Source organism: Leptotrichia sp. SK-5 (genome assembly GCF_055387215.1).
This window is the reverse complement of sequence record NZ_AP028931.1, coordinates 1461135-1484701: the sequence shown is the minus strand read 5'-3', so window position 1 is coordinate 1484701 and position 23567 is coordinate 1461135. Positions and strand designations below refer to the sequence as shown.

The following is a 23567-nucleotide window of genomic DNA, read 5'->3' as shown; positions in this document are numbered from 1 at the left end:
ACGTAGATATTTGGTTGTTGATGAAGTATTCGAGGCTAAATCTGACTATCATTCTTATGGAGCGGCAATTAAAAATGAGTTTAGCTATGACATTAGAATGAGTAAAAGAACACATTTACGTCCATATGGAGCGTTGAAGATGGAATACGGTAAATTCAACGATATCAAAGAGGATAGAGGGGAAATGAGACTTGAAGTAAAAGGTAATGACTATTTCTCAGTTAAACCTGAAGTTGGAATGGAATTCAGATATGTACAGCCACTTGCAGTAAGAACAAACTTAACAGTTGGAGTAACAGCTGCGTATGAAAATGAGCTAGGAAAAGTTGGAGATGTGAACAATAAGGGAAGAGTAAGATATACGACAGCAGACTGATTTGGAATCAGAGGAGAAAAAGAGGACAGACGTGGAAATGGTAAGTTTGACTTAAATATTGGAGTGGATAACACAAGATTTGGAGTTACAGTAAATGGAGGATATGACACTAAAGGAAATAACGTAAGAGCAGGAATAGGATTTAGAGCTATTTACTAGAACAAAGCCAGAAGACAGAATAAAGAAAGAGAGGGCAGCGGAACTTAGGTTTTGCTGTTCTTTTTTAGAAAATAAGTATATTTTGTTTTTATGATTTTTAGAGATTTATGAATAAATTATTGAAATGATTGATAAAATTAAAAAACGTGATATAATACAAGCAAAGAAATTTATATTTATTAAGATTGAAATTATAATATTTTTTTGAATTTTGTTGTGAGATAATACATATGTGACAAGAATATACAAAAAAAGAAAGGTTTCTGATATAATGTAAGCCAACCAAAACCACATTAAGAAGAAACCTTTCATATGAGTAGTATATCAGAAATATACCGTGTCCGTCAACGGGCAATTGAGTATGCAATAAAACATAATAATAATTCAAAGGCAGCAGTGAAGTATAAAACATCACGTCAGCAGATAAAACGTTGGAGAGACAGATACGACGGCACAGTCCAGTCTCTCCTGCCAAAAAGCAGAAGACCTAAAAGCCACCCAAACCAGCACACGCAAGAAGAAGTAGAACTGGTTATGAAAAAGTACAGGAAATTTGGCTATGAAGGGCTGGCAGAAGTTTATGTCAAAGCAAGAAAGGAAGGCTACAGCCGTACATACGATTCAATGTGCAAGATAATAAGGAAAATGAAGGGCAATGCCAAAGAAAAGCCTAAAAAGCCGCATAAAAGAAAAAAGAAGGCTGAACAGGCGAAGTACCCTGGGGAAAGAGTGCAGATAGACATAAAATATGTTACGGAAGAATGCATACAGTTTGGCACACGTGACCAGAAGTATTATCAGATAACGGCATTAGATGAATATACAAGAAAAAGAGTGTTAAGGATAGCAGATGAAAAAAGCACCTATCAGACCGCAAAGTTTCTGGAGAACTTGGAAAGGGAGCTGGGATTTGACATAAAGAAAGTTCAGACAGACAATGGGAAAGAGTTCACAAATTCTGAAAGTGATAAGAAAACGCTGTTTGAGGTGAAACTGGAGGAGAAGGGGATAGAGTACGTGACAACCCGTCCATATTCGCCATGGGAGAATGGAAAAGTGGAAAGAAGCCACAGGCTTGACAGCAAGTACTATGGGGACAAGAAATTTAAAAGCAAGGAAGAACTGTTAAGGGCAATAAGAAAATACAATACAAGATACAACAACATATCAAGAAAAGTACTGGGCTTTAAGAGTCCAAATGAAGTATTAAAAGAGTACAAGGAAAATCAGTAGGTTAAAGCTACATTAGAAAAGAAATATTTTTTTTAATATATTTTTGTAACAAATGTTTGACATCTATACAGAAATTATAATATTTTTTTGAATTTCTTATTAAAATATGCAAGAAATTATGTTATAATGTGAAAATATGGATATAAATTTGAACCTAATAAAAAAATTTATAAAAGTAGACAAATTTATAATTTTAGTAATAGACTTTGAAATTATAAGTTAAGTTTTAAAAAGGTTTAGTGTAAACTAAGAAATAAATGAAAATAATTTTTAGGAAAAGGAGAATAATAATATATGTTATTAGAATTAAGAGAACTTCAGAAGAATACAAAAGAGTATTTGGGAAAAGAAATTGAAATTAATGGATGGGTAAAAAAAATCAGAAGTCAGAAGAACTTTGGATTTATTGAATTAAATGATGGAACCTTTTTTAGAGGGATTCAAGTTGTCTTTGAAGAAGGAATGGAAAATTTTGAGGAAATTTCTAAACTTACAATTTCGAGTTCTATTAAAGTTGCAGGAATTGTAGTTGAATCATTAGGAAAGGGGCAAGATTACGAAATTAAAGCCACAAAAATTTCTGTTTATCAAAAAGCTGATTCAGATTATCCGTTGCAAAATAAAAGACACAGTTTTGAATTTTTGAGAACAATTGCACATTTACGTCCTAGAACTAATGCTTTTTTTGCAACATTCAGAGTGCGTTCAATTTTATCTTATGCAATTCATAAATTTTTTCAGGAAAAGAACTTCGTGTACGTTCAAACACCTATAATTACTGGAAGTGATGCGGAAGGCGCTGGAGAAATGTTTAGGCTTACGACACTTGATATAAACAATGTTCCGAAAACTGAAAATGGAAGTATTGACTTTAAGCAGGATTTCTTTGGAAAAGAGGCAAATCTTACAGTAAGCGGACAGCTAAATGTTGAAACATTTGCAACAGCGTTTAAAAATACATATACTTTCGGACCTACATTTAGAGCTGAGAAATCTAATACTCCAAAACACGCTGCAGAATTTTGGATGATGGAGCCTGAAATTGCATTTGCAGATTTGGATGTAAATATGGATATTATTGAGGAAATGATAAAATATATTGTAAATTATGTAAGGGAAAACGCTAAGGAAGAAATGGAATTCTTTAACCAATTTGTAGACAAGGATTTGTTTAACAGGCTTGATACTTTAGTAAACAATGAATTTGGCAGAATTACTTATACAGAAGCAATTGAAATTTTGAAAAATTCAAAACAGAAATTTGAATATGAAGTAGAGTGGGGAATTGACCTGCAAACTGAGCATGAAAGATACTTGGCAGAGAAACACTTTAAAAAACCTGTATTTGTAACTGATTATCCAAAAGATATAAAAGCATTTTATATGAAGTTAAATGAAGATGGGAAAACTGTAAGAGCAGTTGATTTACTGGCACCAGGAATTGGAGAAATTGTAGGTGGAAGCCAAAGGGAAGATGATTATGACGTTCTTTTAGGAAAAATTCATGAAATGGGATTAAAAGAGGAAGATTACTGGTGGTATTTAGACTTGAGAAAATATGGAAGTGTGCCACATTCAGGATTTGGACTTGGGTTTGACAGAATGCTTATGTACATTACTGGAATGACAAATATAAGAGATGTGATTCCATTCCCAAGAACTACTAAAAATCTTGAGTTTTAGTATTTTAGGAAATCCCGCTTGACAATATATTAAAGTTGTATTTAAAGAAAAAGTAGAATTATATTTTTTGTATAATTTATGTTAAGGTATAAAAATAATATGGGAACTATATAGTCAGGAGGAAAAATGAGCAAATTAAAACGAATATTAATGGGAATATTGTTACTTTCTTTTGCAACAATTGTAAAGGCAAATTATTATATTGTAGAAAATACAAACAATAATGATGCAACTGCGACAACTGTTGAAGAACCAATAGTGCCAGCAACAAATGAAAATGATGATAGCACACAAAAAGCACTTGAGCAAGGAAATGAAAAGACGAATCCTAAAGAAGAAAAAAAGACAGTTGACACAGGAACTATGCCAGCAACACAGACTGAAGACATATCAACTGAGGCAAAATACAATTCTTATGCAAATTACGAAAATGCCACACTTGCGAAAAAAAGCTCATCAGCCACATTCAGAATGGCACAGCTTTACTTTCGTGATGGACTTTATGAAAAGGCAGTAAATCTAGCATTAAAAGACGAAGCACCTGATATTCCTGTAATGTATGTAATTGCGATTGGTTCAAGGCTTATGGGGAATAATGAGCAGTCAATTGATTATTACACTAGAATTTTGTCACAGGATAGCAATCAGGCTGAAGCAAAACTGGGGATAGGCATAGCCTACAAATCAAAAGGGGATTTTTCAAAAGCGTTAGGATATTTACGTGAATACAATTCAAAATATTCTGACGATGAAGTAAAAAAAGAAATTGCAGTATTAAATGAAATATTAGCTGGTTCAAAATAAGAAAATAGGGGGGGGGAATTATTGTGGAATGGCTTAGATTAAAGGAATATGGGATGAAGAATGCTCATATAAAAAAACTTATGTTAATTTTTCAAGATTTTGAAGAGTTATTTTATGAAGAAAATTTTAAATTATTTAATGATGAATTAAAATATCAGCTGGAAGAAGCAATGAAAATTGATATGAAAGCAAGGCTTGATCTTTATGAGCGAAACAAAGTAAGAATAATAAGTGCAAATGATAAGGAATATCCAAAAAAACTAAAGGAAATAAAGGATTTTCCAGTCTTTTTGTATTTAAAGGGGAAAAAATTAAAAGATTACGATAAAATAAAAATGGATAAAGACAAAATTTCAGTAGATAGTAAGCGAAATATTGGTGTAGTGGGTACAAGAAGAGCTACTAAATTTGGAAAAACAGCCTGTGAAAAAATTGTAAATGAACTTGTGAACTATAATGTAACCATAATTAGTGGACTTGCTGATGGAATAGATACAATTGCATTAAAAACAGCACTGGATAAGGAAATAGAAGTTGTGTCAGTAGTTGGAACAGGGCTGGATGTAGTTTATCCATACGAAAATCGGGATTTATGGGAAAGAATAGGAGAAACTGGAACTCTTATAAGCGAATATCCGCTCGGGACACAACCCACAAGATGGACTTTTCCTAGAAGAAATCGAATTATAGCAGGAATGTCAGATGGAGTTCTGGTAGCTGAAAGTTTTAAAAAAGGTGGTGCATTAATTACAGCAGAACTGGCTTTTAGCATGAACCGTGAAGTTTTTGCTGTACCTGGATTCATAAATTATCCATCTTTTGAAGGCTGTAATGATTTAATAAAAAACAACAAAGCAAAATTAGTAACTTGCGGGAATGACATTGCTGAAGAATTTTTGTGGGATATAAAAAAAGAAAAAAGCAAATTACAAAAACTTACATCAGAAGAACAAATTGTATTCGAAACAATAATGGAAGAAGTAAGTTTTGAGCAAATTCTGCAAAGTGTAAAAGAAAAAATCGAAAAAAATAAATTGTTTTCAATAATTATGAGCCTAAAAATTAGAGGATTAATTACAGAAACAAATGGGGCGAAGTATATAAGGATAGTATAATTAAAGTAAGGAATTAGTACTATACCTTGCATCCCGCGATTGTCTAAGTATTTTTAATTTAGTAATACAATGGATATTAAAAAAATAATAAGCAAAATTTCGTTAAAAGAAAAATAGCTGTTTGAGCTTTTGGAATAGATTGTAAATTAAATAAAATTATTTAGATTGAAATAATTTATATTCAAAAGTGAGTTCTATTTTTCTTTTATAAGAAAGTTTTGCGTAGAGCGTGGGTGCAGGGAGATGGCGTTTGTTCTCCCTGCTTAAAAATTAAATATGAATAAAATAAGAAAAGTAATTATTAATCAAAATAATTTAAAAATAAACATATATAAGTAGATAAAGAAATAAGGAGAAAATAGAGTTGGCTAGAAAGTTAGTTATTGTTGAGTCACCGTCGAAGGCAAAAACTATTGAAAAAATACTTGGTAGAAATTACGAAGTTGTTGCATCTTACGGACATGTGATTGATTTACCAAAAACAAAAATTGGAATAGATGTAGAAAATAATTTTGAGCCTCAATATAAGGTTATAAAAGGGAAAGGTGAGGTTTTAAAAAAATTAAAGGAAAAAGCGAAAAGTGCAAATGCTGTTTATCTGGCATCAGATCAGGATAGGGAAGGGGAAGCGATTGCTTGGCATATTTCTAATTATATTAAGCAGCCTGACAAGGTAAAAAGGATAGAATTTAACGAGATAACAAAAACGGCTGTAAATAATGCGATTAAAAATCCAAGAGATATTAATGATAACCTTGTGAATGCGCAGCAGGCGAGAAGACTGCTGGATAGAATTGTGGGATATAAGATAAGTCCGCTTTTATGGAAAATAATTAATCGTAATGCCAGTGCTGGTCGTGTACAGTCGGTTGCATTAAAGCTGATTTGTGACCTGGAAGACGAGATAAATGCGTTTGTACCGCAAAAATATTGGGAAGTAAGCGCATTAATTGAAAAAGATATTAATCTTAATTTAGTAAAAATTGCAGATGAAAAAGTGGATAAAATCTTTGATGAAAAAATTGTAAAAAAATTGAAAAAAGATTTGAAAAATGAATCATTGACGCTTGAAAAAATAGAAGTTAAGAAAAAATCTCAAAGACCGCCACTTGTATTTAAGACAAGTACACTGCAGCAGCTTGCTTCATCCTATCTTGGCTACGGTGCAAGCAAAACAATGAGAATTGCACAGCAGCTTTATGAAGGACTTGCGATTAATGGCGAAAATAAAGGGCTAATAACGTATATGAGAACAGATTCCACAAGAATTTCTGTTGATGCCCTAAATATGGCAAAAGATTACATTACAAAAAATTATGGCGAAAAATACGTTGGAAAATATATTGTAAAAAATTCAAAATCAAATGTTCAGGATGCCCACGAAGGAATCCGTCCATCTGACATTAACTTAGTTCCAGATAATATAAAAGATTATTTGACTAATGATCAGTACAGATTGTATAAATTGATCTGGGACAGATTTCTAGTTTCACAGTTTGCAGCTATGCAGTACGAGCAGATGCAAATTAACGCTGTGAATGGGGATTACAGTTTTCGTGGGACTATTAACAAAGTAATTTTTGATGGATATTACAAGATTTTTAAAGATGAGGATGAAATTAAGACTGGTGATTTTCCAGAATTAAAGGAAGGCAATGTTCATCCAATAGACAAATTGAATGTGGAAGAAGGAATAACAAAGCCTCCAACAAGATTTTCCGAAGCGACGCTTGTAAAAAAACTGGAATCAGAGGGAATTGGACGTCCATCTACTTATGCTTCAATTGTTGAAACACTTAAATCAAGGGAATATGTTGAACTTATTGAAAAGCGTTTTTATCCAACGTATTTGGGATACGAGGTAAAGGATGAACTTGTCAAGAACTTTAAGGACATTATAAATGTGAAATTTACGGCGAATATGGAAAAGGAACTGGATAAGGTTGAAGAAGGTACAGTTGAATGGGTACAGCTTTTGAGAACTTTTTATGATTCTCTTGAAAAGGACATCGACAAGTTCGAGAAGGAAATTGATAAAATAAAGAATCGCAGAATTGTGTCGGATGTGCTGGATTCAGAGGGGAATCCAATGGTTTTAAAAACGGGGCTTTATGGAAAATATTTAATCAGCGAAACAAACGAGAAAGAAAAAATTTCGTTAAAAGGAATTGCAATATCACCAGAAGTTCTTAAAAAGGGAGAAATCTTTGTAAAAGAGGAAGTAGAGAAACTTCAAAACAATAAAAAAGGAATTTTGACCGATTATTTTGATGAAACTGGAAACAGATATGTGTTGAAAGTCGGACGATTTGGGGAATATCTTGAAAGTGAAAATTATGAAAACGATGAAAAGAGAATGTCGTTGCCAGCTGAATTGAAGCAAAAATATAAAAAAGGCGCTGTAATAGAGCTGGATGGAGTATTGCAAATAAGCGATGAAATGAAACGGCTTTATGAAATTGACAGAAAAATAATAGAAGAAGCAGGAGTCTGCGAATTTTGCGGAAAACCCTATGAAATAAAAACTGGAAGATTTGGAAAATTTTTGGCTTGTACAGGCTATCCGGAATGTAAAACTATAAAAAATATAAAAACTGGGAAAGTTACAAGAGTAACTGAAAAATCGGAAAAATCCAAAAAAACTACAAAAAAGGCAACTAAAAAAACAACAGCTAAAACAAAATCTACATCTACAAAGGCTAAAAAGACAGCAACAACTAGAAAATCTACAGCAAAAAAGTCTAAATAGCTAGAAAAATAATTAATTTATTAAAATATAAGTTTAAAATTATTTTGTTATTTATTATCGGACTAATAAATTGAATAATGTAGAGTGTTATAGATTTTAAATACGATTTTAGATAGTTTTTAAATAAAAAAGAGAATTAATCTGTATTGCTGTGAATGATTGTGTTATAATAAATGGAGAAGTTTTAATGAATAATAGTGACAAAGACGTTGAGAAAGAAAAGGCAATTGGAAATAAAGACAATATAAGAAATGAAAATCTTGTGATGTATGTTGACAAATTTTTGTATTATGAAGAGGTTATTCTTGGGAAAAGTTTTAATACGATTAGAAGTTATCGGCGGGATTTACTGCAGTTTATGGAATATCTGGATGAATATGAGGAAATTCATAATTTTGAGGAAATTGAAATGATGACATTCAGATCTTTTATTGCATATTTAAATTCTCCCAAAAGGCTGATCAAGGATGAGGATAAGGGAGAAAATTCAGAGAAAATTTCTGAAAATTTAGAAATTGCAGATACCGAAACAGAAATTAATAAAATAAAGAGTATTGAAGATATGGAAGAATTAAATACAAAAATAAGTGTCAAGCCAGTGTCTAAAAGGACTATAAATAGAAAGATTTCAGCACTTAGGACATTTTTTAAATATCTTCAGGAAATAAAAGTGATTGAAACGAATAAGGCGGCTTATATTAATGTTCCAAAATTCGAGAAAGAATTGCCAAATGTCTTGAATAGAGATGACTTGAATAGATTGAGAAACGTTATAAATACCGAAAAAATTACTGGGATTCGAGATAGATTGATTATTGAACTTCTTTATTCTAGCGGCCTTCGTTCGATGGAACTTATTAATTTGAGTGAATTTATGATTGATATTGAAGAGCGGGAAATCAGAGTTATTGGAAAAGGGGATAAGGAGCGGATAACTTTTTTTAGTGAAAATGCTAAGAAATGGCTCATAAAGTATATTGAAGAAAAGAAAAGGCAATATGAAAACTATACAAGGGAAGTGCTGATTGTAAACAGTAAAGGAAAAAAATTGACGACACGTTCGTTAAGAAGGCTTATTTCGGCACATGCACATGAGGCGGGGATACAAAAGGAAATAACACCGCATGTATTTAGGCATTCGTTTGCAACAGAACTTTTGAATAATGGAGTGGATATCCGATATTTACAGGAATTGCTTGGGCATAGCAGTATTGCTACAACGCAGGTTTATACACATGTGAGCAAGGCTTTCTTGCGGGATATTTATATGAGCACTCATCCGTTGGCTAAGGAATAATGGGTTTGACTGGATTGAATTTTAATGTAAAAGGAATGAGAAAAATAGGAGGAAATTTTGATTATAAAAAAATGTAGCGGTTGTGGAATTGAACTGCAGTTTGAAGATAAAAATAAGGAAGGGTATGTTCCAGAAGAGAAGTTTATTACGCAGGATAATTTACTTTGTCAGAGATGTTTTAAAATTAAGAATTATGGGGAAAATCTTGTAAATAATTTTAGCAGGGAAGATTATCTGAAGGAAGTAAATGAAAGTGTGAAAAAATCTGATATAATACTTCCGATTTTTGATATTATTGACTTTGAAGGCTCATTTACTGAGGAAATTTTGGATTATCTAAGAGACTACAGATCGATAATTTTAATTAACAAAATAGATTTGCTGCCTGACTTTATACATCCAACTGAAATTTCAAACTGGGTAAAGGACAGGCTTGCAGAAGAAGACATTGTACCTGATGATATTGCTTTTATCAGTGCGAAAAATAAATACGGAGTAAATGGAATAATCAGAAAAATTAAAAATATTTTTCATAATAAAAAAGTAAAGGCAACTGTGCTTGGAGTTTCAAATGTTGGGAAATCATCAGTTATAAATTTACTTCTTGGGAACAATAAAATAACAACTTCTAAATATTCTGGAACTACTTTAAAATCAATTAACAATAAAATTCCAAATAGTGAAATTACGATAATTGACACGCCTGGACTTATTCCAGATGGAAGAATTTCTGATTTGATTAGTGTAGAAAATGGATTAAAGCTGGTGCCAGCTGGAGAAATTTCACGAAAAACTTTTAAACTTGAAGAAAATCAGGTATTTATGTTTGATGTTTTCTGCAGATTTAAGATACTTGGAAATGAACTTTTAGAAAGTGGAAGCAAGCCTATTTTTTCTGCTTATGCTTCAAAAAGTGTGAAGTTCCATGTAGCTCGTGAGGAAAGAGTGGAAGCCTTGCTAAATGGAAATTACTTTGAAATTTTACAAGGAGCTGAAAAAGAAAAGTATTTTCAAAATGAATTTGTAACTCATGAAGTGGAAATTGAGGAAAATGAGGAACTGGTAATAGCAGGGCTAGGCTGGATAAATGTTAAAAGAGGTCCGCTAAAGTTACAGCTGGAAGTTCCAGAAAATGTAAAAGTGATTGTCAGGCCGTCAATTTTTAGAAATAAAAAATAAATTTAAGAAATTATTAGAAACTTGAATTTAATGAAGGTTTGATTTTTGAAAAAACAAACTGAAAAAATAGGAAAATTGAAGTAAAAAAATCTGAAGGAAGGAGGGCGTGATTTTTTACATTGTAATTATTAAATTTAAAATTTTGTAAATTTCATGCGGGAAAATGGCTTTTGATAACGATTATTATGTAAATAATAGAGCAAAAATGACTAGAAAAATTGCTCTTCGTGGAATAACTTTTCTTATAGTTGTATTTATCGCAATACTAAATGTTGTGATTTTATTGTCAAGAAAAGTAGATAAACTTATAACTGCGGATATTCAGGTAGAAACTATAAAATTACAAAATGCAGTAAAAAAATTTAATGAAAAAACAGGTTCTAATCCTAAATTGGCGGGATTAGAAAACAATCTTCATGATGTAAAGAGTTCAGATGGAGTATATAATTTTGGAACTTTTTATGGAAGTGATAAAATTTATGAAATTCCTGAAAGCATAAAGGATTTTAGGGAAAGAAGCAATAGAATTGTAACAAAAAAGGATAAAAAAGGTGGATGGGTTTATGACCAGTTAAAAGGAACGATTTCACCAAATATTTAAAATCATAAAATGGGGGAGTTGAAAAACTCAATTAGAAAGAAGATTAGTAAAAAAAATGAAATTTTCAAGTTTGGGAAGTGGAAGTAGCGGAAATTCAAGCTATATTGAGATGGGAAATAAGAAATTTCTTATAGATGCAGGATTTAGTGGTAAAAAAATTGTAGAAAAATTGAATAATATTGAAAAAAGAATTGATGATATAATGGGGATATTTGTGACACATGAGCATTCTGACCATATTCAAGGACTTGGTGTCGTTTCACGAAAATACGATATTCCAATTTATCTTCATGAAGTAACTTATAATGTAATTAAGGATAGAATTGGAAAAATTGAGAAAAAAAATTTAAATTTTATAAGAGATGAAAAAATTGTTATTGACAATTGTGTGATAAATAATTTTGAAGTAATGCACGATGCTGAAAAGTGCTTGGGATACACATTTGAATACGAAGGAAAAAAATTGTCCTATGCAAGTGATGTTGGCTGTGTAAACAATATTATTAAGGAAAATTTGAAAAATAGTGATGTAATTGTGCTGGAAAGTAACTATGACTATAATATGCTGATGACAGGCCCTTATCATTGGGAACTGAAAAAACGTGTAAAAGGAAGAAATGGACATTTGTCAAATGCAGAAGCATCAAAGCTGATTGGGCAGGTGCTTTGCGAGAAACTTAAAAAGGTTTATTTGATGCATATAAGCAAGGACAATAACACGCCAGAGCTGGCTTATAATTCGCTGTATCAAATTTTGGAGCGAGAAAATAAAAGCCATTTGGAAATTGAAATTATTAATGAAGAGGGAACAGAAATTTATAAAATATAGAATATTAGAATAAAGAATAAGGAAAAAGTTATGTGGAATGACTTAAAGCTGGAAATCGACATTTGTACTAAATGTATATTAGAAAAAACTAGAATTAATCCAATTGTTGGCGAAGGGAATAAAAAGGCAGAAATTTTATTTGTGCTGGATAGCATAAGTGAAGAAGAGGATGTAAAGCAGAAACTTTTGATTGACAGAAATGGAAAATATTTTAAAAAATTTTTGGAATATTCAAAGCTCGATTTGAAGAAATGTTATTTTACAACTCTCACAAAATGCAGTTCACATGGTAATTTAATCGAGAAAGACAGTATTACAAAGTGTAATGAGTTTCTTGTAGCGCAAATTGCCTTAATTAATCCAAAGTACATTGTAACAGTTGGAGAAAGGGCAACTAAATCACTTTTAGAAGATGTAGAAAAAGAGGATATAAAAGATTTGGTGGGTAAAGTGTTTGATTTTTATGGAGAAATTAAGATTGTGCCGATTTACGATATTTCCTATTTGTTTAAAGCAACAGATAAGGAAAAATGGAAATTAATAAAAATTTTGGAAAAATTATAAAAGAAGAAAGGAAATAAAAAAAGAATGATAGGAATAGGAATTGTAGGATTACCAAACGTGGGAAAATCAACATTATTTAACGCAATAACAAAAACACAGAATGCAGAGGCGGCAAACTATCCATTTGCAACAATTGAGCCAAATGTAGGGCTTGTAAGCGTGCCAGATCCACGTTTAAAAGATTTGGAGAAAGTAGTTAATCCAGAAAGAACGGTTGGAGCAACAGTTGAATTTGTAGATATTGCAGGACTTGTAAAAGGTGCATCAAAAGGGGAAGGACTAGGAAACCAGTTTTTATCAAACATTAGAAATACAGCTGCAATTTGTCAGGTTGTAAGATGTTTTGATGATGATAATATTATTCACGTGGAAGGAAGCGTTGATCCTATAAGAGATATTGAAACGATTAATGCAGAATTGATTTTTGCTGATTTAGACACAGTTGAAAGGGCAATTCAGAAAAATCAGAAGCTGGCTCGTGGAGGAAACGCAGAAGGAAAAGAATTAGTCGCAGTTCTCGAAAGATGTAAAGCTCATCTGGAAGAATTTAAGTTGTTAAAAACATTGGAATTTACCCAAAGAGAAGAAGAATTAATAAAAGTTTATCAATTTTTGACAATAAAGCCAATGATGTTTGCTGCAAATATTTCGGAAGAAGACTTGACGGCTGGAATTGAAAACGATTACGTAAAAAAAGTGCGTGAATTTGCAAAACAGTATGACAGTGAAGTAGTAACCTTTTCAGCAAAAGTGGAAGCAGAATTAATTGAAATAGAAGATGAAGAAGAAAGACAAATGTTCATTGATGAATTAGGAATAAAAGAACCAAGCCTAAACAGACTAATTAGAGCAGGATTCAAATTGTTAGGACTAATCACATATTTTACCGCTGGAGTAAAAGAAGTAAGGGCATGGACAATAAAACAAGGAACAAACGCTCAAAAATCTGCCAGTGAAATTCACACAGACATTGAAAAAGGATTTATCAGAGCAGAAGTAGTATCTTTCGACAAATTCATCGAACTAAATGGATGGAACGGTGCAAAAGAAAAAGGTGCAATGAGACTGGAAGGAAAAGAGTACATTGTGCAAGATGGGGATGTAATGTTCTTTAGGTTTAATGTATAAGAAAATATTTATTAATTTTAGAAGCTCTTTTTTAAGTTTGTTGCTTATTTAAAGGGCTTTTTTTAAATTGTTTGGGAGAAAAAAAACTATGAAATATAATAAAGTTATGTTAGAAGAAATAGAAAGAGATATATTGAATGCAAAGTATGAGCAAGCAGCAAAAAAATTTAAAAATATGAATAATAAAGAGATACACGATATAATTTGGTTTAATATTGCTGATAGGACAGAAAGTTTAAGTGTCTATGGTTTTACACAATATATGTTTAAAAAAACAGGTAATACACTTTGGTTAAATTTATCAGTAATTATAATGGCTTATACATTATGTTGGATGGAAGGTGCTTATGCTGTTGGAATTTTTCATGCTAGGGAATTGGTCTCACTGAAAAAAAATGTTGATAATCTGCTATTATTATTAAGTTTCTACGGACTTCCAGAACGTTTAATGAAAGAAGAGGAAGCAGAAAGTATAGCCAAAGAAATATTAAAATTAGATAAAAATAATGAAATAGCACTTAACGTGTTAAATGAAGTTTCAAAATCTAAATAGGAATACAGAGAATAGAAGATTTTAAGTAATAAATAGAAATTTGATAAGATAATTTTCAAAATAATTTTAAGTTGCGTGTTTTATAAATAATAATTATTGAAATTTAATTAAAAATGTAGTATAATAAAAATAAATTAATATTTAATTAATAAAATTGTTACAAAAATATTTTCTTAAGTATAAAAATTAATAATTATTCCTAATTTTTGCAAGGAGGTTTGTTGTTAATAAAGATTTTTTTTGATAATTTATAGATTTTTTTAACGTAATGGCATCAATCGCCATGCCCTCTTTCGCAATAACAGTTATTTTAGCATCTTTAACTAACTGCTACTTAGAGATACTGGCGAAATGTTCTACGAACTACCCCGCTTTACGCAAAATTTTTTATTATAATTGTTATAATTAAATTTAAAGTGTCGTGATTTTTTTGGAATAAAAACGACTGTTTGAGCGAAGTTTTACGTAGCGAGTTTCGTTTTTGTTTCAAAAAAATGCTTAGACGAGCGGGGATTGTAAAGGGGATGGCGATTGATCCCCTTTACGTTATAAAAAAGAAAAAATCTATAAATTATCGAAAAAATTTTTATTAACAACAATTCTCTTTTCAAAAATTAGAAATAATTGTTATTTTAGTACTTAAGGATTAAATTGTAAAATGATTGTTAAATAAAATTAATAAAAGGAAATAATTGAGGTGGTAAAAATGAGTAAAGATGTAAATGTTGAAAATATGTATGAAGGGAAAAATATTGGAATCATATTGAATAAAACAAAGTTAGAGAATTTTGTGATTCAGGAATTTGTGTTGGATGAAAATATTAATGAACATCAGAAGCTGGAAATTCAATTGGAAATGGATGATGAGCAGAGAAAAAATTTGGAAAGAATTATTGAAAAAGAAGATGTTGGGATTGAAATTGAGCTTGCTAATGCAGATAAGGATATCAAAAGAAAAGTTTTTAGCGGAATTGTTGATTATTTTGAGATTCTGGATTATGGGAGTTATGGGTGCAGAATTTTGATGAAGGCGTTTTCTAAAAGTGTGATTTTTGACAGGAAAAATGAGAAAAAGTATCGGGTTTTTCAGGATAGGAATTTAATGTTTTCAGATATAATTGATGAGATTAATAAGGATTATGCTGATAAAAAGCTGGAAATAAAGTATTCTGATATTGCGAAAAAGCAGATAGGCAGTTTGATTGTTCAGTTTGATGAAACAGACTGGGAATTTTTGGTAAGACTTGCGAGTCAATTAAAAACGGGGATGTTTGTAATAGAACAGGGAATAATATTGTTTGGAATCGTAGAAATGGGAGAAATTAAGAAGGAAAATAAATATTTTTCAGATTATTCGCTGGTAAGAGATTATAAAAATCTATATTATAAAGTGCAGTCAAATAAAGTAATAAATTTAGGAGATACTGTTTCCATTTCTGAAAATGCTGTAGAAAATGAAGGAAATGATAAAGATTCTAGTGGGAATAAAGGTAATTTTTCTGTATTAAAAACTAGGATATTTTTGAAGGATTTTATTTTAAAAAGTGAATTTTTAGCAACGGATATGAGCAGTTATCATATATTTAGGAAGTATAATGAAAAAATTAGAGGGTGCAGAATTGAAGCAAATGTTGAACGAGTATTTGAAGATGGTGGAATTGCGAAAATGGAAGTCAGATTTGCAGAAGGGATGAAAAAAATTGTTCAGGAAAGAAGCAATGAGGAAAGTAATGACAAAGCGTATGATGATTATGGGATAAAAAGATTTCCATTAAGTTATCAGACTTTTTATTCGCAGACAAATACTGGATTTTTCTGTACTCCCGAAGTAAATGATACTGTGGAAGTTTATTTTCCAAATGAAGATGAGCGATTTGCAAAAGTGTCGTGGGCAATAAACAATAAAGGAAATGGAAGATTTAGCGATTATACCAAAAGAAATTTTCAGGTTAATCAGAGTGATTTTAATTTTAACTTGAATTTGAACAGTTTTGAAGTGAAAACGGCTGAGAAATATAGCGTAGAATCACCAAATATAGTTGAAAATGCAGATAATTTTGTAAATAAGGCTAATCAAAATATGATAGTGGCTTCTAATAATTATTTGGGGATAGAGTCGATTGGGGATGCTGATTTTTATGGCTCTAAGATAAATATTATTGGGAAAGAGAAGGAAATAACGATGGAATCATTAAGTTCAGATGTGAGAATTAAAGGGAAAAAAGTTCACAGTAATTAATAGTAGTTAATAATAAAAAATACAGGAGAATAATAAGGTTAGTTAAAACTAACTGTTCTTCCTGTATTGAAAAGATTTTAGTATAATTTATTTTTTTCTTTTGTTTCTTATAAATTGTATAAAAGTTATAATTTCCTGTTTTTCTGTATCTGTATAGTTTTGGGAATTTAAAACATATTCATCTAAATCATCATCTGGAATTAAATCAGTTTGCCGATTTAAGAAATAACTTGTGATTGCTCCCGTAATCATTCCAAAAGTTCCCATTCCAATCAATATCAGAAAAATAGCAATTATTCTTCCAATAAATGTATGTGGATAGACATCTCCATAACCAACAGTAGTTGCAGTTACAAAAGCCCACCATAGGCTATTAAAATAAGAGAGTTTTTCGACATAGGAAACTATTAGGGCAGATACTATGATTCCAAGTACAGCAAATATTAACAAATAAATAAGTCCATTTGCTCTCAAGATTTTTTTTATTTTTTTGTAGAATTTTTTTACAGACAAATAAGCTTTTGTCAGCTTTAAATGCTTAAAAACTCTTGCTAAACGTCTAATCTTAAAAATTCTGAATAGCCTAAAAATAGAATAATACGGAATAATTGAGATTAAATCAGGAATATTGCTTTCAATAAAATCTAATTTATTGTCTGAATTTGTAAAACGTATAAAATAATCCACTGCAAAAATTAAATAAATTGATACATCAATAAATTCCAGGATTGGATTATTAAAAATGCTAATATCACCGTGTAAATCTAAAAGTGTAGTGACAAAGCTGTATAATGCCAAGAAAATAAAAATAACCTGATAACTTATACGGAATCTTTTGTTTTTATGTAATTTTTCAATTTTCTTTTTCATAAAAACTCCTGTTTTATTTAATAACTTTTCTATATGTTACTAATAACGGATTCCAAACACTTGCATTTGTTGGGGAATATGCAAAGTCAATTTCTATGAATTTTTCAATAGGTGTTTCAAGAGCAATAACAATGGCCATTTGATCTACAAATTGTGCTACTGCTTCTTTTCCTGCCATTGCTCCACCAAGAACAATTTTTTTATCTTTGTCGTAAATAATTTCGGCACTTGCAGGAACAGAGTCTTCAAAGCCAGAATTTTTATACATTGCTTTCATTGAAACTATATCAGCATTGTATCCTAATTGCAGGGCCTCTTTTAGGGAAAGTCCAGTTTGTGCTAGTTTTACATCATAGAATGAGGTTGCAAAAGAACGGATTAACCCTTTCCAGCTAACGTTTTTTCCAGACAGATGTTTTGCAAGGAACATTCCATGCTTGTTTGCCACATCTCCAAATGGAGCGTATAAATTTCTGTTTGTTTTGTAATATTTATTAAAAATACAATCTCCAATTGCATACACGTCTTTAATATTTGTCTCAAATTTATCATTTACAACAATTTTTCCAGAATCAGTTTTTAATTCTTTCGGTAAGAAATCAATGTTTGGAGTAATTCCGATACTAAATAATGCAATATCAAAGTCTACAGTTTCGCCATTATCCAGTTTTACTGATTTTGCTACATTATTTTCAGAAATAATTTCTGAAACGCCAGAGTTTAATTTTAATTCAACATCATTATTTTCTATTTCTTTATAAATTCTTTTTTTCAAGTTTTCAGAAACATTTGGAAAAATTTGATCAGCTTTTTCAATCAGTGTAACATTTAATCCATTTTTTCTAAATGATTCAGCCATTTCAAGCCCAATGAATCCAGCTCCTACGACAACTGCATTTTTTAATTTTGATTTATTTTCGTTAAGATAATCTTTTATTTTAAAGGCATGTTCTGCGTGAGATAGAGTAAACACATTTTCCAAATCCTTCGAGTATCCAGTAATATTTGGCACAAATGATTTTGCCCCAACAGCAATTACCAGTTTGTCGTAAAAGATAATTCCATTGATTTCATCGCCTTTTACTGTTACAGTTTTATTTTCAAAGTTAATTTCTGTAACTTCGTGATGAATTTTCACATCAATTCCACGCTTTATAAAATCTTCTGGTGTTCCGTGCAGAACATCACTTTTTTTCAATTCATCAGCAATGAAATAAGGTGTTGGACATCCAGCCCAAGCCACATAAGATGATTTTTCAAATAAAATAACCTCATCTTCAGGATTTGCTTTTTTATATTGAGTCGAAAACATCATTCCAGCTGCTCCGCCTCCGATTACAACTATTTTCATAATATTTTTTGCATGATAATTTATAAAATCATACACTCCTTTCATTTTTTGTTATTTTTGTTCTTGATTCATTTTATTAAATAGATACCTAAGTCTGCTTGCTACCATATTTATACCTACTTTGTTATCTTTCCCACGTGGAATTATAACATCTGCATATCTTTTGGAAGGTTCAACAAATTCCAAATGCATCGGTTTTACTGTATTTATGTACTGATTTTTTACACTTTCAAAACTTCTTGCCCGCTCGTTTAAATCCCGTTCAATTCTTCTTAAAAGCCTTTCATCATCATCAGTATCAACAAAAATCTTTGTATCGAAAAGATTTCTAATTTTTGCAATCGCAAGGACTAAAATTCCTTCAACAATAATTATATTTGCAGGCTCAATATGCTGAGTCTCATCAACTCTGTTATGAACCTGAAAATCATAAATAGGCTTTTCAATAGATTTTCCATCCTTCAATGCAAGTATATGCTTTTCAAGCAAGTCAAAGTCAATTGCATCTGGATGATCATAATTCAATGCAGTTCGCTCTTCATAAGTCAAATGATCATTTCTCTTGTAATATGAATCCTGTTCAAGCAAAATTGAGTAAATACCTGTTTTTTCCAAGTTTTTAATTATGGCTTGAGTAACGCTAGTCTTACCAGAACCAGTACCTCCAGCAATTCCGACAATTATAGTTTGATAGCTCATAAAAATATTTCCTCCCAAATAGATTTTAGTATTTTTTGATTTTTTTTAGAAGACTTGTATCTTGTTATAGTTTTTAAATAATTTTAGCATTTTTTTTACAGTTTTACAATAATGTAAAAGTTTAAAATTTTATATTTTTTTAAAATTAAAAATTTAATAAAAATGTTTGAAAAAAATTTAATTATATGATAAAATTAAAATATAGTTAAATATTGGAGGGGTTATGAATAGAGAGAATGAAATTTTTGAGAAGGAAATGCTTGGAAAAACTTTAAGAGAGATGTTTTTTGAGTTGAATTTGGAGATGGAGGAGAGGTTTCGAGAAATCAAAGATAAGTTTTTAGAAGCAAAAATTAATAAAATTTCCGAATATGAAGATATTTTTGTTGAAACGGTATTAGCGGAAAAAGAAGATGTATTTAAGATGGATGGAGTTTTTTTTCCTGTAGTTGATAAAATAGATATTCTTGATGAGAATTATAAGGATATTTATTTGGAAAATGTATATTTGAATTTGAGCTTGCATAAGATTGAGGAAGTTCTGGAAAGGGAATTTTTTGGGTGGATAGACATTGATGGAGATAATTATGAGATTAAGGTAAGGCTTATAAAAGATGAAAGATATTTTGATGAAATAAAGAAATTGCATAATTCTTTTGAACTCAATGGAAAAAAATGGAAAACTATTAACATGGCACATTTTATGAGGTGTTATAGGGTTAAACTAGCTGAGTACGGCTTTGACATCTCGCAGGATATTTTGGAGAAAATTCAAAATGGAGAATATGAGATTACTTATGATTTTGAAGAAATTCAGGAAAAAATTCTAAGAGGCAGGGAATTGCTTTGGAATATTGAAAAGAAGAGGATTATAAGCACTATCTTTGTACGTCCGACCAAAATTGACCTATCTTTTGAATATACAATAAATTTTGAAAATGATGAACAGATTTTGATATCAAATCATGAAAATGGAGATATTTTGTGTTGCTATTACAGCGGGAAAAACAAATTAAATATTCTTTCAAAGAAAAATACAGGCGATATTTGGTATATATTTTCAGTAAAGCCAATCGAAAAATGTAGAAAAATTCTTGAACTTTATGGAAAAAATAGCGAGAATCAAGAAGATTATTTTCATTTTACAAATTTTAGAAATAAGAGCTTTATTGATAAAATTCAAACAAAAAATAGAAATACTAGAAGCCGTGCATTTTTAGAAAAATATTTTTTGGAATATGAATTTATAAAAGATAAAATTTTGTTAAAAGATATTAATTTTAAAGAAAATATTGAAAAAAATTTAGATACTTATGACTGTAATGAAAGTTTGAAAAATGATTTTCAAAAGGGATATTCTGATAAAAAGCCAAAGATGAATTTATTTGTGGAAATAAAGGATTTTGATGATTATTCAGAAGATAAGGTAAGTTTTTTGATTTCAGAAATTCAGAATGATTATAATGAATTTGAATGCAGGGGGTATCTATATGGCTAATAAAAATAAAAAAGGATATACATATATATGGGCAGTTCCTCCAAATGTGCAATTTGAACTGGCAAATAATATTTCGGCATATATTGAGGTAAATGCAGATTTTTTGAATAATAAATTTGAAAAAAACAAGACTGTAAAAGTGAATCCTTATGTGAGATTTAATAAGATTTTTACTAGTTTTGTTAATTATTATGATAATTTTTTTGAATTTGAAAATAAACTGGAGAAAGATACTAAAATTAAAAATCTGACAATGGTGAATGTACCTAAAAAAGAATCTAAAATAAATAGTTTTAGACGTAGGAATAACATAGCTAAAGAAGAAAAGGAAAATATATCAGTTTTAAGAAATTTTAAGAAAAATATTGAAAATAATGTGATAAATTATTTGCAGGAACTTGATTTTGTTAGTGGAACAACGGTAATTGGTGTTATTTGTGAAAAAATTTCAGAAGATATAAAAAAAGGAATCCTAGGAATAAGCTTGAAAAAGTATTTTTTACTTTTGAATAGCGAAGAACAGCAATATATAGCACTTTTAATTTATAATGAAAAAATAAATAATGTAAATTGCATGAAAAATTTTAGATTGGGAATAAAATATTTTTTTATTGATTCTCTTATTTATAGACAAAAATCAGAAAAAAATAAAATAATAGTTTATATAAATAAACCCAAAAATAAGGTAAATATTGCAAAAATAAAAACTTTGGAATTACTGTTCCTGGAACTTGGAATGGAATTAAAAGTATTTTGGGAAAATCATTTTGGAGTTGTAAATGTTGATGAAACAGCAAAAATCGATGAAATAGCAGTTTTTTAGAAAAATGAAGGGGTGGAATAAATGAAATATAGATTGAAGATTACAGATGAGGAAAACAAAAAGGAAATAAATGTAAGTGAAGATGAAATTATGGAAGTGAAATATAAAATTGGACTTGCAGAAGATACAAATCTTGCAAATAGCAGAAGCACAGTAGAAATGGAAATAATTGGAAAAATCATTTCAAACTTGGAAAATACAGGAAATAATGTAGAAAATGAGAGCATAAATGATGATTTGTATGAAAAAAATAAAAAGAATATAATAGATTTAGTAGAATGGGCAGAATCCTATCTGGAAAAAAGTGATTACAGAAATTTGGAAATGTTTGTTGATTTGGGTTCAAATAAAAAAATGGATTTGAAATTTACAAATATGTTTGTGTATAATTTTTCAGAGGAAATGAGCATTGAAAAAGGGATAGGAATTTTTAAGCTGAAGTTGAGACAAAAATTTCATCAAAAAAATAAACTTGATATTGTTTAAGCAGGGGTATCATCGCCATACCCCTGCATCCTGGCTAGTCTAAGCATTTTTTGAAAATAAAATCGAAACTCGCTACGTGAAACTTCGCTCGAACAATCAATTTTATTTCCAAAAAATCACGACAGTTTTAATTGAATTACATCAAGTAAATTGATAAAAATAAACTTTATTTTGAAAAAATGATTGTTGATACTTCTTTGGTTATAATAATTGCCATAATTTTTATAAAAATATTTTGAGATGTAAGTTTTTAAAGGTATAATATATTAGAAATTTGTAATTTATATTAGCACAAAACAATTTGTCTAAAATAAAAATAAAACTAGAGGAGATGAGTTTTTATGAATAGAAATATTTTTATTACTGGAGCTACAAGTGGAATTGGGAAGGAAACAGCTTATGCCTTTGCGAAAAATGGGGATAATGTGATTTTGTGTGCTAGAAATGCGGATAAATTGAAGGAAATAAAGATTGATATTGATAGAAAATATGGAACTAACGCATATATTTTTGTATTGGATGTTACTAAATATAACGATGTTGTAAAATTTACAAAAAAAATATTGGATGATGTGAAAAAGGTGGATATTCTTGTGAATAATGCAGGACTTGCCTTGGGACTGGATAAATTTCAGGAATATGATATTGTAGATATTGAACGAATGATAGACACTAATATAAAAGGTCTGTTATATGTTACAAGACAAATTCTACCAAGCATGGTTGAAAATGATGAGGGGCATATTATAAATATTGGCTCAACTGCTGGAATTTATGCTTATGCAGGAGCTGCCGTCTATTGTGCGACTAAATCGGCTGTAAAGGTTTTGAGCGATGGAATTAGGATTGATACAATAGATAAAAATATTAAAGTAACTACTGTTCAGCCTGGAATTGTGGAAACTAATTTTAGTAATGTAAGATTTCATGGGAATACAGAGCAGGCTAAGAAGGTTTATGAAGGAATTGAGGCATTGAAGCCAGAAGATATTGCAAATACAATAGTTTATATTGCAAATCAGCCAAAACACGTACAAATTTCAGATATTACAATAATGACTACAAATCAGGCGACTGGATTTAATATTTACAGAAAAAATCAAAATAAATAATGGTCCGAGATAGTAAATACATAGTAAAGATGTATAAAATCCGCTAAACAAATTCATTGACTTTTATAAATAAGTTTAGTATAATAGTTTGTAATTATTTTTTTGAAGGGGAAGTATCGCCTAATGGTATGGCAGCAGCTTGGAAAGCTGTGGGCGGTTAAACGTCTTGTGGGTTCGAGTCCCTCTACTTCCGCCATTTATAAAAATAATTTGACAAAT

At 30.2% G+C, this 23567-nt stretch carries 21 protein-coding genes and 1 tRNA gene; 19 read left to right on the top strand and 3 right to left on the bottom strand.

Annotation, left to right across the window (positions count from 1 at the left end; genetic code table 11):
- Positions 1 to 10: 10 nt before the first annotated feature.
- The 14 genes from ACZ5B9_RS07540 (at position 11) to ACZ5B9_RS07475 (ending at position 16509) form a co-directional block, all read left to right on the top strand.
- The gene (locus ACZ5B9_RS07540) at positions 11 to 376 is read left to right on the top strand and encodes an autotransporter outer membrane beta-barrel domain-containing protein (RefSeq protein WP_464422042.1); all 366 of its coding nucleotides are present in this window, start codon (positions 11 to 13) and stop codon (positions 374 to 376) included.
- 471 nt (positions 377 to 847) lie between these two features.
- Positions 848 to 1768, top strand: coding sequence for a DDE-type integrase/transposase/recombinase (locus tag ACZ5B9_RS07535; RefSeq protein WP_464422040.1), 921 nt, complete (start codon positions 848 to 850; stop codon positions 1766 to 1768).
- Between the two features lie 294 nt (positions 1769 to 2062).
- The gene (gene asnS / locus ACZ5B9_RS07530) at positions 2063 to 3451 is read left to right on the top strand and encodes an asparagine--tRNA ligase (protein ID WP_464422039.1); all 1389 of its coding nucleotides are present in this window, start codon (positions 2063 to 2065) and stop codon (positions 3449 to 3451) included.
- Positions 3452 to 3577: 126 nt separating this feature from the next.
- A complete protein-coding gene (locus tag ACZ5B9_RS07525; protein ID WP_464422038.1) occupies positions 3578 to 4255 on the top strand; it encodes a tetratricopeptide repeat protein in 678 nt (225 codons plus the stop codon).
- A gap of 23 nt (positions 4256 to 4278) precedes the next feature.
- Positions 4279 to 5370 (top strand): DNA-processing protein DprA, encoded by a 1092-nt coding sequence (gene dprA, locus ACZ5B9_RS07520; RefSeq protein ID WP_464422037.1) that lies wholly within the window; start codon positions 4279 to 4281, stop codon positions 5368 to 5370.
- 364 nt (positions 5371 to 5734) lie between these two features.
- Positions 5735 to 8119 carry a type I DNA topoisomerase gene (gene topA, locus ACZ5B9_RS07515; RefSeq protein ID WP_464422036.1) on the top strand — a complete coding sequence of 795 codons (2385 nt, stop codon included), beginning with the start codon at positions 5735 to 5737 and terminating at the stop codon, positions 8117 to 8119.
- Positions 8120 to 8306: 187 nt separating this feature from the next.
- The gene (locus ACZ5B9_RS07510) at positions 8307 to 9416 is read left to right on the top strand and encodes a tyrosine-type recombinase/integrase (protein ID WP_464422035.1); all 1110 of its coding nucleotides are present in this window, start codon (positions 8307 to 8309) and stop codon (positions 9414 to 9416) included.
- A 57-nt stretch (positions 9417 to 9473) separates the two neighbouring features.
- A complete protein-coding gene (yqeH, locus tag ACZ5B9_RS07505; RefSeq protein WP_464422034.1) occupies positions 9474 to 10595 on the top strand; it encodes a ribosome biogenesis GTPase YqeH in 1122 nt (373 codons plus the stop codon).
- Positions 10596 to 10758: 163 nt separating this feature from the next.
- Positions 10759 to 11196 carry a competence protein ComE gene (locus tag ACZ5B9_RS07500; RefSeq protein ID WP_314292362.1) on the top strand — a complete coding sequence of 146 codons (438 nt, stop codon included), beginning with the start codon at positions 10759 to 10761 and terminating at the stop codon, positions 11194 to 11196.
- A gap of 55 nt (positions 11197 to 11251) precedes the next feature.
- Positions 11252 to 12025: an MBL fold metallo-hydrolase gene (locus tag ACZ5B9_RS07495; protein ID WP_464422033.1), complete on the top strand. Its 774-nt coding sequence runs from the start codon at positions 11252 to 11254 to the stop codon at positions 12023 to 12025.
- 30 nt (positions 12026 to 12055) lie between these two features.
- A complete protein-coding gene (locus tag ACZ5B9_RS07490) occupies positions 12056 to 12589 on the top strand; it encodes a uracil-DNA glycosylase (protein WP_464422032.1) in 534 nt (177 codons plus the stop codon).
- A 24-nt stretch (positions 12590 to 12613) separates the two neighbouring features.
- Positions 12614 to 13717 carry a redox-regulated ATPase YchF gene (ychF, locus tag ACZ5B9_RS07485; protein WP_464422031.1) on the top strand — a complete coding sequence of 368 codons (1104 nt, stop codon included), beginning with the start codon at positions 12614 to 12616 and terminating at the stop codon, positions 13715 to 13717.
- Between the two features lie 88 nt (positions 13718 to 13805).
- Positions 13806 to 14270: a hypothetical protein gene (locus ACZ5B9_RS07480; protein ID WP_464422030.1), complete on the top strand. Its 465-nt coding sequence runs from the start codon at positions 13806 to 13808 to the stop codon at positions 14268 to 14270.
- A 706-nt stretch (positions 14271 to 14976) separates the two neighbouring features.
- Positions 14977 to 16509 (top strand): contractile injection system protein, VgrG/Pvc8 family, encoded by a 1533-nt coding sequence (locus ACZ5B9_RS07475; RefSeq protein WP_464422029.1) that lies wholly within the window; start codon positions 14977 to 14979, stop codon positions 16507 to 16509.
- Positions 16510 to 16596: 87 nt separating this feature from the next.
- Here the strand turns inward: ACZ5B9_RS07475 and ACZ5B9_RS07470 are convergent, their stop codons facing one another.
- Genes ACZ5B9_RS07470 through udk form a run of 3 tightly spaced genes read right to left on the bottom strand, consistent with a single transcriptional unit; the run spans position 16597 to position 19429 of the window.
- Positions 16597 to 17379 carry a potassium channel family protein gene (locus ACZ5B9_RS07470; protein WP_314115419.1) on the bottom strand — a complete coding sequence of 261 codons (783 nt, stop codon included), beginning with the start codon at positions 17377 to 17379 and terminating at the stop codon, positions 16597 to 16599.
- A gap of 13 nt (positions 17380 to 17392) precedes the next feature.
- Positions 17393 to 18730 carry an FAD-dependent oxidoreductase gene (locus ACZ5B9_RS07465; protein WP_464423935.1) on the bottom strand — a complete coding sequence of 446 codons (1338 nt, stop codon included), beginning with the start codon at positions 18728 to 18730 and terminating at the stop codon, positions 17393 to 17395.
- Between the two features lie 51 nt (positions 18731 to 18781).
- Positions 18782 to 19429 (bottom strand): uridine kinase, encoded by a 648-nt coding sequence (udk, locus tag ACZ5B9_RS07460; RefSeq protein WP_464422028.1) that lies wholly within the window; start codon positions 19427 to 19429, stop codon positions 18782 to 18784.
- 223 nt (positions 19430 to 19652) lie between these two features.
- On the opposite strand from udk, the gene ACZ5B9_RS07455 reads away from it, so the two are divergent.
- The 5 genes from ACZ5B9_RS07455 to ACZ5B9_RS07435 all read left to right on the top strand — a co-directional run bounded on the left by ACZ5B9_RS07455 (position 19653) and on the right by ACZ5B9_RS07435 (position 23544).
- Positions 19653 to 20927, top strand: coding sequence for a hypothetical protein (locus tag ACZ5B9_RS07455; RefSeq protein WP_464422027.1), 1275 nt, complete (start codon positions 19653 to 19655; stop codon positions 20925 to 20927).
- Complete coding sequence (locus ACZ5B9_RS07450) at positions 20920 to 21750, top strand: hypothetical protein (RefSeq protein WP_464422026.1); 831 nt, start codon at positions 20920 to 20922, stop codon at positions 21748 to 21750. Before ACZ5B9_RS07455 ends, ACZ5B9_RS07450 begins: the two co-directional genes overlap by 8 nt.
- Before the next feature lie 21 nt (positions 21751 to 21771).
- Positions 21772 to 22236 (top strand): hypothetical protein, encoded by a 465-nt coding sequence (locus ACZ5B9_RS07445; RefSeq protein ID WP_464422025.1) that lies wholly within the window; start codon positions 21772 to 21774, stop codon positions 22234 to 22236.
- 341 nt (positions 22237 to 22577) lie between these two features.
- Complete coding sequence (locus ACZ5B9_RS07440) at positions 22578 to 23348, top strand: SDR family NAD(P)-dependent oxidoreductase (protein ID WP_464422024.1); 771 nt, start codon at positions 22578 to 22580, stop codon at positions 23346 to 23348.
- A 109-nt stretch (positions 23349 to 23457) separates the two neighbouring features.
- A tRNA-Ser gene (locus tag ACZ5B9_RS07435) sits at positions 23458 to 23544 on the top strand.
- Positions 23545 to 23567: the final 23 nt, after the last annotated feature.